14 protein-coding genes and 1 tRNA gene are annotated in these 14,204 nt (G+C 35.9%); all 15 read left to right on the forward strand.

Annotated features, from left to right (window positions below; genetic code table 11):
- Positions 1–89 precede the first annotated feature (89 nt).
- The 15 genes from rlmN (at position 90) to ACZZZI_RS11470 (ending at position 13,936) form a co-directional block, all read left to right on the forward strand.
- Positions 90–1,145, forward strand: coding sequence for a dual-specificity RNA methyltransferase RlmN (gene rlmN, locus ACZZZI_RS11400; RefSeq protein ID WP_316755289.1), 1,056 nt, complete (start codon positions 90–92; stop codon positions 1,143–1,145).
- 71 nt (positions 1,146–1,216) lie between these two features.
- A tRNA-Thr gene (locus tag ACZZZI_RS11405) sits at positions 1,217–1,289 on the forward strand.
- 111 nt (positions 1,290–1,400) lie between these two features.
- Positions 1,401–2,567: an amidohydrolase family protein gene (locus ACZZZI_RS11410; RefSeq protein ID WP_463489487.1), complete on the forward strand. Its 1,167-nt coding sequence runs from the start codon at positions 1,401–1,403 to the stop codon at positions 2,565–2,567.
- Between the two features lie 4 nt (positions 2,568–2,571).
- A complete protein-coding gene (locus tag ACZZZI_RS11415) occupies positions 2,572–3,528 on the forward strand; it encodes an NAD(P)H-dependent flavin oxidoreductase (protein WP_463489488.1) in 957 nt (318 codons plus the stop codon).
- A 39-nt stretch (positions 3,529–3,567) separates the two neighbouring features.
- Complete coding sequence (locus ACZZZI_RS11420; RefSeq protein ID WP_463489489.1) at positions 3,568–3,960, forward strand: hypothetical protein; 393 nt, start codon at positions 3,568–3,570, stop codon at positions 3,958–3,960.
- 31 nt (positions 3,961–3,991) lie between these two features.
- Positions 3,992–4,264 carry an acylphosphatase gene (locus tag ACZZZI_RS11425; protein WP_316755297.1) on the forward strand — a complete coding sequence of 91 codons (273 nt, stop codon included), beginning with the start codon at positions 3,992–3,994 and terminating at the stop codon, positions 4,262–4,264.
- Positions 4,265–4,429: 165 nt separating this feature from the next.
- Complete coding sequence (locus tag ACZZZI_RS11430; RefSeq protein WP_463489490.1) at positions 4,430–5,911, forward strand: lipopolysaccharide biosynthesis protein; 1,482 nt, start codon at positions 4,430–4,432, stop codon at positions 5,909–5,911.
- 42 nt (positions 5,912–5,953) lie between these two features.
- Positions 5,954–6,388: a dUTP diphosphatase gene (gene dut, locus ACZZZI_RS11435; RefSeq protein ID WP_316755302.1), complete on the forward strand. Its 435-nt coding sequence runs from the start codon at positions 5,954–5,956 to the stop codon at positions 6,386–6,388.
- A 38-nt stretch (positions 6,389–6,426) separates the two neighbouring features.
- Entirely contained in the window at positions 6,427–8,121 is a 1,695-nt protein-coding gene (locus ACZZZI_RS11440) for a tetratricopeptide repeat protein (protein ID WP_463489491.1), read from the forward strand.
- Positions 8,099–8,890 carry a lipoprotein insertase outer membrane protein LolB1 gene (gene lolB1, locus ACZZZI_RS11445; protein ID WP_463489492.1) on the forward strand — a complete coding sequence of 264 codons (792 nt, stop codon included), beginning with the start codon at positions 8,099–8,101 and terminating at the stop codon, positions 8,888–8,890. The genes ACZZZI_RS11440 and lolB1 overlap by 23 nt, the downstream gene beginning before the upstream one ends.
- 156 nt (positions 8,891–9,046) lie before the next feature.
- Positions 9,047–10,345 (forward strand): murein hydrolase activator EnvC family protein, encoded by a 1,299-nt coding sequence (locus ACZZZI_RS11450; protein WP_316755309.1) that lies wholly within the window; start codon positions 9,047–9,049, stop codon positions 10,343–10,345.
- 44 nt (positions 10,346–10,389) lie between these two features.
- Positions 10,390–10,767: a Sec-independent protein translocase subunit TatA/TatB gene (locus ACZZZI_RS11455; protein WP_316755311.1), complete on the forward strand. Its 378-nt coding sequence runs from the start codon at positions 10,390–10,392 to the stop codon at positions 10,765–10,767.
- A gap of 11 nt (positions 10,768–10,778) precedes the next feature.
- Positions 10,779–10,979 carry a Sec-independent protein translocase subunit TatA/TatB gene (locus ACZZZI_RS11460; RefSeq protein WP_316755313.1) on the forward strand — a complete coding sequence of 67 codons (201 nt, stop codon included), beginning with the start codon at positions 10,779–10,781 and terminating at the stop codon, positions 10,977–10,979.
- An 18-nt stretch (positions 10,980–10,997) separates the two neighbouring features.
- Positions 10,998–12,416 (forward strand): Asp-tRNA(Asn)/Glu-tRNA(Gln) amidotransferase subunit GatA, encoded by a 1,419-nt coding sequence (gene gatA, locus ACZZZI_RS11465; RefSeq protein WP_463489493.1) that lies wholly within the window; start codon positions 10,998–11,000, stop codon positions 12,414–12,416.
- 116 nt (positions 12,417–12,532) lie between these two features.
- Positions 12,533–13,936 (forward strand): lytic transglycosylase domain-containing protein, encoded by a 1,404-nt coding sequence (locus ACZZZI_RS11470; RefSeq protein WP_424056983.1) that lies wholly within the window; start codon positions 12,533–12,535, stop codon positions 13,934–13,936.
- Positions 13,937–14,204 lie beyond the last annotated feature (268 nt).

Genomic DNA, 14,204 nt, shown 5'->3' on the forward strand with positions numbered 1-14,204 from the left:
AGACAGTAAATTGTAAAATTAAGTACTGATTGTTAGTCTTTTAGCTTTAATCTTTCAGCTTAAATGCTTTTTAAGTACCTTTGCGGCAAATGGTAACAGCAAAAAAACTCGATATCCGCTCATTAGATTTGCCTCAGTTGCAACAGCATCTAACTGCTATGCAGCAACCTGCGTTCAGGGCAAAACAAATCTATCAATGGTTGTGGGAAAAATCGGCAACTAATTTCGATGATATGAGCAATCTTTCTAAAGATTTGCGGAAAGCATTGGACGAAGGTTTTACGATTAACGCTGTACAAGTTAATAACTCTCAGTTTAGTAACGACCATACCATTAAAAATACGTTTCGTTTAGCTGATGGAAATATTGTTGAAGGTGTTTTAATCCCTTTGGAAGATCGTATGACGGCTTGCGTAAGTTCGCAGGTGGGTTGTAGCTTAACCTGTAAATTTTGTGCAACAGGTTATATGGACCGCAAGAGAAACTTAAATGCTGATGAAATTTACGATCAGGTTGTACTAATCGATAAACAAGCCAAACAGAATTACAATAATCCGCTTACCAATATCGTGTATATGGGTATGGGCGAACCCTTGTTAAATTATGCAAATGTTTTAAAATCTATCGAACGCATTACGGCACCCGATGGTTTAAACATGAGTTATAAGCGCATTACGGTTTCTACAGCTGGTATTGCTAAAATGATTAAAAAGCTGGGCGATGATGGTGCAAAATTCAATCTTGCGCTTTCGCTGCACGCTGCCGACGATAAAAAACGGAATGAAATTATGCCCATCAATGAGGCAAATTCGTTAAAAGCTTTGGCTGATGCACTAAAATACTATTTCGCTAAAACAAAAAACCCAGTAACTTACGAATACATTGTTTTCAATCATTTTAATGATGAAATTTCTGATGCGATTGATTTAGCTAAATTTTGTAAACATATACCTTGCAAAGTAAACTTAATCGAATATAACCCAATTTCTTTTGCCGATTTTACGAATGCCGATGGCGATAAAATTGATGCCTTTGCTAACTACCTTAAATCTCAGGGAATTAACACAAATATTCGTCGTAGTCGGGGTAAAGATATTGATGCCGCTTGCGGACAATTAGCCGTTAAAGAGGAAGCCAAGGCTTAATTTTGTTAAATATTTTTTATTTAATTTTTTAAAAAAGAAATATTTTTTCTATCATTGCAGCCCGATTAAAAGCCTCCTTAGCTCAGCTGGTAGAGCAACTGACTTGTAATCAGTAGGTCATTGGTTCGATTCCGATAGGAGGCTCTTTTTAATTTACGATATTAGATTTTAAGTCTTTCTGAAAAGCATTCTAATAATTGCATTATTACCCCAAATGCATAAGAAATCGTAAAAGTAAAAATCCTAAATTTGTTCATGCTAAAATATTTTTCAGCCAATTGGGTTTTTCCAGTTAGCGCTAATCCCATCGAAAATGGAACAGTTGCGGTTCATCCCAATGGAGAAATAGAAGAAATCTTTACAGAAGAAGAAATACTTAAGCTTAACGTTGCAGTTACAAAATACGATGGTGTAATTGTTCCAGGCTTTATCAATACGCATTGCCACCTGGAATTATCACACCTATTGGGTCGAATACCAGAACATAAAGGTTTGGTTGAGTTTGTGCAAAGCATAATTAAAGGCAGGCAAAGCGATGCTGTGGAGGTTAACCTGGCGATGGAAAAAGCCGATCAGCAGATGTTTGATAACGGAATTGTAGCGATTGGTGATATTTCTAATCAAATTTCTTCTAAGGCGGTTAAAGAGAAAAGCAAAATATATTATCACACTTTTGTAGAGGCAATGAGTTTTAATCCCGAACGTGCCGATGCAATAATGGCCCATGCCAATGGCGTTAAAGATGAGTTTACTCCATTAAGGGCTACGGTTGTTCCGCATGCCCCATATTCGGTATCGCCTGCGCTTTTTAATTTAATTAACGAAGCCGCAGAAAAAGAAAATGCTTTTATTAGTATCCACAATCAGGAAACTATTAATGAAAATGTTTTTTTTGAAAATAAAACAGGCGGGTTTTTAGAGCTCTACAAGTTTTTAGGTCTGGATATTTCTTTTTTCCAGCCATCTGGAAAAACGTCTTTACAAACCTGGCTACCTTATATTAAAAAGCAAAAAACTTTATTGGTTCATAACACCGTTTCGACTAAGGCTGATGTAGATTTCGCCAAACAGAAACACAGCAATTTATACTGGTGTTTATGCCCGAAAGCCAATTTGTATATAGAAAATCAATTGCCTGATGTAGATTTGCTTACCAAAGAAAATGTTAAAATCACGTTAGGAACGGATAGTTTGGCGAGTAATCATCAGCTGAATATTTTATCGGAGATGAGAACTTTACAAGAGCATAAACAAATAAATTTCGAAAAGCTTTTACAGTGGGCAACGCTAAATGGTGCCGAATTCCTGGAAATGGATGGACAATTTGGAACAATTGAAAAAGGGAAAAAACCAGGTTTGAATCTCATCCAGCTATCAGCAGACTTTATAATTGAAAGTGATCAAGTAACTAAATTAATTTAAACTGATGAATCCAATCTGTAAGCTTTTCAATATTAAATATCCGATTATACAAGCTGGAATGGTTTGGTGCAGCGGTTGGAAATTGGCTTCAGCTGTTTCTAATGCTGGTGGTTTGGGCATAATTGGCGCAGGATCCATGTATCCAGAAGTTTTAAGAATGCATATTCAAAAATGCAAAAAAGCTACAGATAAACCTTTTGGGGTAAATATCCCATTGCTTTATCCGAATATTCAGGAAATTATAGATGTGATAATTGATGAAAACGTGAAAATAATTTTCTCGTCAGCAGGAAATCCTGCAACATGGACCAGCATTTTAAAAGGGCAGGGAATTACCGTAGTTCATGTAATTGCAAATACGAAATTTGCTTTGAAGGCGCAGGAGGCTGGGGTAGATGCAATTGTTGCCGAAGGCTTTGAGGCAGGTGGGCATAATGGTAGGGAGGAAACCACAACATTATGTTTAATCCCGATGATCAGAGCTGCGGTTCAAATTCCTGTTATTGCTGCGGGCGGTATTGCCAGTGGTAAATCGATGTTAGCGGCATTTGCCTTAGGTGCCGATGCGGTTCAGGTTGGTTCTGCATTTGCTGTTGCAAAAGAATCATCGGCACATCAGGCATTCAAAGAAAAGATTATTTTATCAGCAGAAGGAGATACAAAACTTGCGATGAAAAAATTAGTTCCCGTAAGGTTATTAAAAAACGAATTTGCCGATGCAGTTACGCAGGCAGAGGCTGAAGGTGCAAATAGAATTGAGTTGATGGAGCTTTTAGGCAAAGCAAGGGCGAAATTGGGGATGTTTGAGGGCGATATGGAAAATGGTGAGCTCGAAATCGGTCAGGTATCGGCCATGCTAAAAGAAATAAAACCAGCGGCACAGATTTTAGAGGAGATTTGGCAAGAATATACAATAGGTTTAAAAAGATTTGGAGATTTACATAATGAAATGGTCCAATAATCTTTTTGTAAAACTTAGTTTTAAACAGTTTCTTAATATATGAACACAAAATATTTAATGATTTCTAGCAGTATCTTTTTAGGTTTAGTAGGAATCTCATGCTCTTTCGCTCCTGAAGAAATTTTAGAATATATTGGCATTAAAGATCTCGGGTCATTTGTAGTCATCATTCAAATGTTAGGTGCGCTTTTTCTTGGCTTTGCAATTTTAAACTGGACGGCAAAATCAAATCTGATTGGAGGAATTTACAGCAAACCAGTTTCACTCGGGAACTTTTTGCATTTTGTTGTTGGCGCTGTAACAATCGCAAAATACTTTTCAAAACACCTTGAATCTTCTTTTCTTATAATTCCGATAGCAATCTATGGAATATTTGCCATCGCTTTTGGTTTAGTTTCATTTGGAAGGCACGAGTTTAAAAAGCAATCCTAACATCAATCAAAAAAACTAACTTTGTCTTATTATGAAACACTTCAATATAACAATTACAGGAAAAGTTCAGGGGGTTGGTTTTAGAGAAACTACAAAAATCATAGCCAATCAAATGTCGGTAAATGGATTTGTAAGAAACGAGAAAGATGGTTCTGTTTATATTGAAGCAGAAGCTGACGAAATATTTCTAGAAGAATTTGTAAACTGGTGCAACGAAGGGCCAGATCGCTCTCGTGTAGAAAATGTCAGCTTTACCGAAGGCGAAGTGAAAAACTATCGTAATTTTGAAGTCTATAAAAAATAGGGAATATAGGATCTTGGATTTACGATGTCAAAATCTAAATTAACCCATGAGGAGCTATTGAAATTGTGTTTTTAAATTTAAATAATAATAAATCAACGATTGAGATTTTGTTTAATGAAACTACGGTTTCAGATCTAAAATCTAACATTAAAAATCTAACGTCAATTGTCTGTATATAAAAAGTTTCTTGGGCAAACAATGGTTTATGGTATTAGTACCGTTTTTTCCAGGCTGTTCAACTTTATTTTAACACCGATTTACACCGCCGTATATAAAAAAGGTGTTTATGGTATTTTTACAAACATGTATGCAAATGCATCGTTAATTAATGCCATTTTAGCCTTTGGGATGGAAAGTACTTATTTCAGATACCTGAATAAATACGAAGATAAGAAGCAACAGGTTTACAATAACTCTTTTCTGTGTATTGCTTTTATTGCGACACTTTTTTTAGTTACCGGCCTAACTTTTTCCTCATCAATTGCTGGCTATTTGGCAACAAAAAGTAGTGAGCTTGCCGATTATAAACAATATGTAAGTTTCTTTCTATGGATTTTATTTATCGATGCCATTTGTGTGATACCTTTTGCAAAGTTAAGAGCAGATGGACGGCCATTTAAATACAGTGTAGCTAAATTTTTAAATATTGGATGCTTTGTTGGTTTCAATTTAATCTTTCTGTATGTGGTTCCTGCAATTATTAAACATAATTGGGTCGGTGCAGAATGGTTTGGATCGTGGTACCGCTACCAGTGGATCGGTTATGTTTTTGTCGCCAATTTGATTGCATCAAGTGCCACGTTAATATATTTAGTGCCCGAATTTTTAAAACTGCAATTGCGTTTTGATGCTAAGCTTTTTGCCAATATGTTTTCTTACAGCTGGCCAATTTTAGTTGCAAACTTATCGTTCATTGTAAACGAAAACCTGGATAAAATTGTACTTCAAAAATTATTACCTGCCGAAATTGCCGATGGCGAAGTTGGAATTTATGGTGCGGTATGTAAAATCGCGATTTTTCTAAGCATTTTTATTACCGCTTTCAGACTCGGTGCAGAGCCTTTCTTTTTCAGTCATGCAAAGGAAAAAAATGCCAAAGAAACCTATGCTACTATTTTAAAATATTTTGCAATTGCACTGGCTGTACTTTTCGTTGGCATTATTGCGAACATCGAAATTTTAAAATTCTTTATCCGTAAAGAAGAATATTGGGTTGGATTACCAGCTGTGCCTTATTTATTGTTAGGTTATGTTTGTCTAGGCATTTACATGAATTTATCAATATGGTATCGCTTGTCGGATCAAACTCGTTTTGGCTTGTACATTTCTTTAGCTGGAGCGGTAATTACGATTGTGTTGAACGTTGTTTTAATTCCTAAGTACAGTTATATGGGGTCGGCTTGGGTAAGTATGCTGGCTTATTTTGTAATGATGGTTTTATCTTATGTTTTAGGACAAAAATATTACCCAATTCCTTACAACCTGAAAAAGATTTTGGCTTACTTAGTTGTTTCAACGATAATCGTTTTTGCATCATTTTTCATCTTTAACAGAAATATTTACATCGGTAATGCCATGTTAATTGCCTTTATAGCAGGAATTGTTTATTTCGAGAAAAAGGATTTAATGAAAATATTAAAGCGTTAAATCTTATTCTACTACTCGGTCAAAATTCATTCAATTAGGATAATGGAAATAAAAATCATCAATAAATCTGAACATCCCTTGCCACAATATGAAACGGCTCATGCAGCTGGTATGGATTTAAGGGCATCAATAAAAGAAGAAATTACACTTAAACCTTTGCAACGTCAGTTAATTGCAACGGGTTTATTTATTGAGTTACCAGTAGGTTATGAAGCGCAAATCAGACCACGAAGCGGTTTGGCCTATAAACATGGAATCAGCATTGTAAACTCGCCAGGTACTATTGATGCAGATTATCGAGGAGAGCTAAAGGTTTTATTGATAAACTTATCAGATACTGATTTTAAAATCGTTAATGGTGATAGAATTGCTCAGATGGTGGTGGCCAGGCACGAAACTGTTAATTGGCAAGCCGTTGAAGAATTAGGTGAAACACAGCGTGGCGATGGAGGCTACGGACATACAGGAAAGGTTTAATGATAAATTAGTATTTATCAACTCAATCATTAAAAAGCATGGTTAAAGGTTATTTTTTTCTTGCAATGAGTTTGCTTAGTGTTCATGCTTTCGGGCAGACTGAACTTACTAAGGGCAATGGCCGCGATAGCAATATGATTAAGCAATTGTTTTTCGCTGGGCTCAAAGAGAAAATGTCTGATAATTATGCCGTTGCTTCAACAAATTTTACAAAAATTGTTAGCCTCGATCCAAATAATGATGCAGCCTATTACGAATTGGCGAATGCAAGTTTCCATTTAGATAAACTTGCAGAAGCAGAGCAAAATATCAAACAAGCGGTAAAATTACGTCCTGATAATAAATGGTATTTACGTTTGCAGGGCGAGGTTTACAAGCGAACAAATAAAATGCCCGAGCTAATATCGGTGTTTAATGATTTGATTCGAATTGAACCCGATAATGATGCTTATTATTTCGATAAAGCCAATGCCCAGTTTATTTTAAACCAGCCAGACGAGGCCAAAAAAACTTATGATCAAATTCAGGTAAAGTTTGGCGAATCGAGAGAACTAACGAATGCCAAGCGCAGGTTTCAGCAAAATGGAAATGCAAGTGAAAGTGATATTGTAAAACTGTTGGAAGGGAACCAGGCTGATGTTAAAAATTATTTATATGCTGCAGGTTTACTGTTGCAAAAAAATAATGAGGCAGAAGCTTTGAAAGTTTTATTAAAAGCACATTTGTTAGAGCCAAATAATTTCGAAGTTAATTTAGGCTTAGCTGATATTTATCGTAAACAAAAAAATGATGAAGCTGCTTTTTCCTCATTGAAACTAGCTTTTGATAGTGATGAAATGCCGACAACAGAAAAGGTAAAAATTATCGCGGCATTATTTCCGAAAATGAATCAGCCTGTTGTGGCTAAAAATGTAACCGAATTAAGTAAAAGTATTGCAGAAAAAAATCCTAATGATGCAAAATCTTTAGCTTTATATGGAGATGTGCTGTATCAGCAAAATAAGTTGAAAGAAGCATTAATTCCATATCAGGCAGCCTTAAAGTTAAATGAACAGGTTTATGCAGTTTGGGAGCAGGTAATAAATATTCAAACTTTGTTAGGCCATTATGCAGAAGCCATTAAATTCGGTGATGAAGCATTAACGCTTTATCCTAATCAAGCGGGCTTGTATTACTACATGGCCTATGCATTATTCAAAACTGGCAAATACGAAAACGCTCAAAGTAATCTAAAAAATGCACTTCAGCTGGATGTAGATAATAAGAGCCTTCAGGCGCAGGTTTATGCCTTGCAGGGCGATATTTACATCAATCAAAATAATTTTTCTTTAGCGAAAACAGCTTTTGAGAAAGCAATTGCAGCCGAGCCAGATAATTATCTGATTATGAATAACTATGCATATTATCTGGCATTAAGGAATGATGATCTTGCTAAAGCTGCAAAATATGCGGAAACAGCGGCCAATGCAATGCCCGAAAATTCGTCGGTTACCGATACCTATGCATTCATTTTGTTTAAGCAACAAAAATACGATTTAGCTAAAACCTGGATTGAAAAGGCTTTGCAAAACAATAACAATAAAAACGGTGTTTACCTTGAGCGTTATGGCGATATTCTTTTTATGAAAGGAGATAAGGAGGCAGCGTTAATTCAATGGCAAAAAGCAAAAGATGCTGGAAACGGCTCTGAATTATTAAATAAAAAAATAAATGAAAAAAAATATTTTAAATAGCCTGTTTATTCTAGCGGCAATAACTTTTGCATCAGCCTGTAAGCCTAAAAAGGAAATTGTTGTTGCTCCGCCAAAAGCCGAAACTAAGGTAGATAATTCAAAAGCCGAAACATTAACCTTATTAAACAGTAAACAGCTAAAATTTAATACACTTTCGTTAAAAGCAAAAGCTACGCTTGATATAGATGGAAATGCGAATGATGTGACTATGAATTTTCGCATTAAAGATAAAGAAACTATTTGGGTAAGTATTACTGCAATTGGCGGTTTGGCTGAAGTAGCACGAGCTTTAATAACACCAGATAGCATTAAAATTCAGAATAAACTTAAAAGCGAATACCTGAAAAAACCATTTAGTTATATTTATAATTTCACCAACAGGCAGGTTAATTTCAATACCCTACAGGCTATTTTAACGGGTAATGCCATGGGCGATTTTTTAATTGATAAATCTGATGTAAGATTGGAAAATGGTTCTTGGGTAGTTTCTGGGGCTAAAGCAAACCTAGATTATAAATTACTATTCAATACACTTCTTAAAGTTTCGGAAACCAATTTAAATGATGCAAAAAGCGGTCAGGCGTTAAAAGTTACGTACACCGATTACCAAAAGTTGAATGAATCTCTATTTCCAGGATCATTGAAAATTAATACACTTTCTGGTGCGAAGAAAATTAATATCGATTTACAATATGTAAAAATTGATGGCAATGTTCCTGTCGAATTTCCGTTTACAGTACCAAAGAGATATACACTGGTAAATAATTAAGCGATTGATAATCTCAATCGCTCTTATTTTGAGGGTGATTAAGTTTTGGCCTTGCAATGTGAAGTTTCTGTGAAGAACATTCACCTATAGGCTTTTATCCCTTCTGTATCTCAATTTTAATGTATTTTACTGTAAAATTTTTATACTTTTGGCTTAATGAAGCTACACAAACTCGTATTTATCCTGTTTTTTAGTGTATTTGCCTATTCGGTTTCGGCTCAAACTGCAAATGAACTTAGAAGAAAAAAAGAAGCAATTGAACGTGATATTGAACAACTTCAAAAAAGCTTAAATAAAACTGCAAGTGGTAAAAAACTCACTTTACAGCAGATCAATACTATAAATGCACAAATTCGCTTACGCCAAGATAAGATTGGAACGATCAATTCTGAAATTAAAAATTTAGATAGTCAAATCTCTCAGAACACAAATACCGTACATACGTTGCAAGGTCAGTTAGGCGATCTTAAAAAAGAATATGCTGGTATGATCCGTTTTGCGCAGCGAAACAGAAATTCATACGATAAAATGATGTTTATTTTTGCTGCGAAGGATTTTAATCAGGCTTATAAAAGAATAAAGTATTTACAGCAATTTAGCCAGTACCGTAAAAAACAAGCAGGTTATATAGAAAATACCCAGCAAGATTTAAATGGTAAAATCAAAATTCTGGATAAAACATTAAGAGAAAAAAGCGATTTATTAAAAGAACAGGAGCGTGAAAGAGAGCGTTTGGGTAAAGATAAAAACCAGCAATCGGCCGTTCTAAATAATTTAAGTAAGCAGGAAAAAACTTTTAAGCAGGATATTGCTTCGAAGAAAAAACAGCAGGCACAAATAGATAGAGCAATTAGAGCAGCCATTCAGCGTGCGATTGAAGAAGCAAGAAGAAAAGCAGAAGAAGAGGCACGTTTGGCGGCAGCAAAAGAAGCTGCAGCAAGAGCCGCGGCAATAGCAAAAGCTAAGGCTGAAAATAAACCTGTTCCTGTTGCGCCACCTGCAGCTAAAACTAAAACAAGCAGTGAGGCACTTACAGCAACACCTGAAGCGGCGAGGTTATCAGAAGGTTTTGAAAATAATAGAGGGAAATTACCATGGCCAGTAGCTTCTGGACAGATTACCGAAAGATTCGGATTACATAAAGTAGATCAGGCAAGCTATACCAATGATGGCGTAGATATTACAACTGGAGATGGTGCTACAGTTAGAGCTGTTTTTTCTGGTAAAGTAGTTATGGTTCAGAATATAATGGGCAGAACAGCAGTCGTGATTAGCCATGGCGAATACTTTACGGTTTACCAAAATTTAAGAGGTGTAAGTGTTAGCACTGGCAACTCGGTTGATACCAAACAAGCCATTGGGACTGTTGCAAATACAGATGGTGTTCCATTACTTAAGTTCCAGATTAGAAGGGTATCTGCTCCGTTAAATCCAGAAGCATGGATTAGTAAATAATATTAGGCAATTAAATGTTTATATTTGTATAAAATAGATTAGTGATGTATCAAGGCACGTTATTAGAGTTTTTAAATATGGGTGGATCGGAGATCGTACTCATTTTAGGGGTAGTTCTATTGTTATTTGGAGGTAAAAAATTACCCGAATTAGCAAGAGGCTTAGGTAAAGGAATCAGGGAGTTTAAAGACGCCTCTGATGGTGTGAAGCGTGAAATTCATAGGAATATAAATGCTATGGATTTAGATAAAGACGAAGCAGAACAAACAGTAGCAAATAATAATAATGAACGTCATCATCCTACAGAAAGCACTTTTAACGAAAGTACAAGTGCACCAGTAGCGCATGAAGGTTCAGATGTCCCTTATCCACAAAGCACGCCCATCGACGAAAAAATTGTAACTGATAGTCAAAAAGTTTAAACAAAAAAGTTATGTTAAATACAACAATAGCAGCAATGCTTGGAACCCCGGAAATTATCATTATCGCAGTAGTGGTATTGTTATTGTTCGGCGGGAAAAAAATTCCTGAACTTATGCGTGGCTTAGGTAAAGGTGTAAAAGAATTTAAAGACGGTAAAGATGGTACTGATGGAGAACAAGTAGATCCTTCTAACCGCGATAAAACTGTTTAATTACCATATTTTTTAGTTTTGAAGAAATACAGCTCTCTTAAGGAGATACAAACGCTTGTTTCGCAGAAGCAATTAACTTTACCAGATTTATTGGCTTATTACTTTAAGCAAATAAAAAATAATGAACACCTCAATGCATTCAACGAGGTGTTTTTTTATTCGGCAGAAGTTCAGGCTGATGTGGTACAAAAAAAGATAGAAGAAGGTACGCAAGGTAAACTTGCAGGCATGATTATCGGGATTAAAGATAACATTTGCTACAAAGATCACATTGTTACAGCATCATCAAAAATGCTCGATGGTTTTGTTTCACCTTATTCATCAACAGTTGTACAACGTTTATTACAGGAAGATGCCATTATAATTGGTCGTTTAAACTGCGATGAATTTGCAATGGGCGGTTCTAACGAAACTTCATACTTTGGTGCTGTAGGTAATGCGGTAAATCCAGAACTTGTGCCAGGAGGTTCTTCTGGCGGTTCGGCAGTTGCCGTGCAGGCAGATATGTGTCTTGCTGCATTAGGAACTGATACTGGTGGTTCTGTTAGGCAGCCCGCTGCTTTTTGTGGGCAGATTGGTTTAAAACCAACTTACGGACGTATTTCAAGATATGGCGTAATCGCTTATGCTTCTTCTTTTGATCAGGTCGGCCCAATTACTTCAAGCGTTGAAGACGCTGCCTTACTTTTGCAGGTTTTAGCTGGAGCTGATGATCATGATTCTACGGTTTCTTCTTTATCCGTGCCAGATTATCCTGCTCATTTAAACAGGAGTAAAAAACAAAAAATTGCAGTCTTAAAAGAAACGATTGATAGCGAAGCGCTCGATCCCGAGATTAAAGCTGCCATATTAGAATCGATAGAAGAATTAAAAGCAAAAGGACATACGGTAGAGTATGTATCTTTTGATTTGCTGGATTACCTAGTGCCGGCATATTATATTTTAACTACTGCCGAAGCTTCATCAAATCTTTCCCGTTATGATGGTGTGCATTATGGACATCGTAACACCGAAGCTAAATCCTTAAACGAACTTTATAAATTATCACGGGCTGAAGGCTTTGGCGATGAAGTAAAACGTCGTATTCTTTTAGGTACTTTCGTTTTAAGTGCGGGATATTACGATGCCTACTATCAAAAGGCACAACAGGTTCGTAGATTGATCAGAGAAAAACTGGATGTTTTGTTTGAAGATTACGATTTGATTTTATCGCCAGTGGCACCAACACCAGCCTTTAAAATTGGCGATAATATGCAAGATCCTTTGGTTATGTATATGGCCGATATTTTTACCGTTTTACCTTCATTAAGCGGTAATCCTGCAATTGCATTGCCTTTGGGCAATAATGAATCAGGTTTGCCGTTAAGTATTCAATTTATAGCCAAACATTTTGAGGAAGATCAGTTACTGGCTTTTTCTCATGCATTTTTATCATAAGTCGTCATTTCGGGTTACGCAGCAGTTTTTTATGCAAATTAAAGATTGAAATTCTGGTTTGTGAGGGCACAAACCATTGGCAAACGAAATGACATGCTAATTAAACCAAATAGCCCATGATTAAAAAAATACTTTTTGCTTTAATTTGTGTTTCAACGGGATTTACAACAAACTCATTTGCACAGCAGATTTTAAAGATAGACAGCCTGCACAAAATTCAGAACAATATTTTTATCAATACAGATACGACTACTGTTCCACTTGCTTTAGAAAATCCACTTCTTTCGAGCCAGAATTATATTTATAAACTTCGTTTAGATTCTATTGAACGTGCTGTACCGCTTCCGCATAATGAATACGTCCAGCAATACATCGATATTTACGCTAAGCGTAAAGATATGTTTGGCAAAATGCTGGGCTTATCGGGCTATTACTTCCCAATTTTCGAAAAGGCATTAAAAGATTATAATATTCCACAGGAGATTAAGTATTTAACTATTGTAGAGTCTCAAATGAATCCGCATGCGGTTTCTAAGGTTGGTGCAACAGGTATTTGGCAGTTTATGTTTGGTACTGGCAAAGCCTATGGCTTAAAAATGGATAATTTTGTTGATGAACGTAAAGATCCTGTACAGGCCAGCTATGCTGCGGCGGCTTACTTCAGAGATGCCTATGAGGAACTTGGTGATTGGTTGCTGGCTATTGCGGCTTATAACTGCGGAAAAGGAAATGTAACCAGGGCAATTGATAAAGCTGGTTCAAGAGATTTTTGGGAGATCAGGCAATTTTTGCCTAAAGAAACCCGCAACTATGTTCCAGCATTTATTGCAGCTGTTTATGTAATGAATTATTCAAGTAAACACCAAATAACTGAACAGGCAAGCAAACTGTTTTTAAAAACAGATACAATGCAGGTTAATCATTTTGTTTCCTTATCGGCTTTAGCAAAAATTTTGAATATCGAAGATGAATCGCTATTTGCATTAAACCCATCCTATAAAAAGAAAATTGTAAACGGAACTTCTGATTTACCAAAGCGATTAATTTTGCCAAAGCTAAAAGGTGCCGATTTAGCAGGGTTGTATGATGTGTTGAATAATAATGAACTCGACAACCAAATGCAGGTTATTCAGGCGAATACCGATGATGTTCGCGAGTTAAGAAAAAGAAAAGCCGCCACTGTTAATTCTACAGCGGTGCTTTATCATAAAGTTACTTCTGGCCAAAGCTTAAATAGTGTTGCCGATAAATACGGTGTCGAAGTGCAAGATTTAAAAGTTTGGAATGCATTAAAGAGCAAAACAATAGTTCCTGGTCAAAGACTCAAAATTTATACAAGCAAAAGGGCTGTTTTAAAGGCTCCAGCTTCATTTTTAAGTTACAAGGTTAAAAGAGGCGACACGCTTTCTGAAATTGCCGAAAAATTTGATGGCGCCACAGTTCAAAGCATAAAACGCGATAATAATTTGGCAAAAGCTGGTTTACAAACTGGTATGGTGCTTAAAATCAGTAAAGGGTAATAGAATTTACTCAATCGGCGTTTAAAATTCTTCATTAATTATAGAGGCATTTCCATTGTTTCTAAACCTTATTGCAGCGATATACTTTTCGTTGAAGAAACATAAACTTTTGTATTAAAATGAACAAAAAGATTTAGCGGAAAGAAGGACTGACGTTTTATCTTGCAGTGATATTGCTTTACTAATTATTTTAATCTACAACATTTAGCAAAATAACTTGATGAACGTAAGCTGTCGAGAATTAAAAGGCTTGTCTGGATATTTTATT

It is taken from the genome of Pedobacter sp. AC190, assembly GCF_979258025.1.

Coding starts and splice junctions, on each gene's coding strand:
- rlmN (WP_316755289.1), top strand. CDS start 90: ATGGTAACAGCAAAAAAACTCGATATCCGCTCATTAGATTTGCCTCAG.
- ACZZZI_RS11410 (WP_463489487.1), top strand. CDS start 1,401: ATGCTAAAATATTTTTCAGCCAATTGGGTTTTTCCAGTTAGCGCTAAT.
- ACZZZI_RS11415 (WP_463489488.1), top strand. CDS start 2,572: ATGAATCCAATCTGTAAGCTTTTCAATATTAAATATCCGATTATACAA.
- ACZZZI_RS11420 (WP_463489489.1), top strand. CDS start 3,568: ATGAACACAAAATATTTAATGATTTCTAGCAGTATCTTTTTAGGTTTA.
- ACZZZI_RS11425 (WP_316755297.1), top strand. CDS start 3,992: ATGAAACACTTCAATATAACAATTACAGGAAAAGTTCAGGGGGTTGGT.
- dut (WP_316755302.1), top strand. CDS start 5,954: ATGGAAATAAAAATCATCAATAAATCTGAACATCCCTTGCCACAATAT.
- ACZZZI_RS11440 (WP_463489491.1), top strand. CDS start 6,427: ATGGTTAAAGGTTATTTTTTTCTTGCAATGAGTTTGCTTAGTGTTCAT.
- lolB1 (WP_463489492.1), top strand. CDS start 8,099: ATGAAAAAAAATATTTTAAATAGCCTGTTTATTCTAGCGGCAATAACT.
- ACZZZI_RS11450 (WP_316755309.1), top strand. CDS start 9,047: ATGAAGCTACACAAACTCGTATTTATCCTGTTTTTTAGTGTATTTGCC.
- ACZZZI_RS11455 (WP_316755311.1), top strand. CDS start 10,390: ATGTATCAAGGCACGTTATTAGAGTTTTTAAATATGGGTGGATCGGAG.
- ACZZZI_RS11460 (WP_316755313.1), top strand. CDS start 10,779: ATGTTAAATACAACAATAGCAGCAATGCTTGGAACCCCGGAAATTATC.
- ACZZZI_RS11470 (WP_424056983.1), top strand. CDS start 12,533: ATGATTAAAAAAATACTTTTTGCTTTAATTTGTGTTTCAACGGGATTT.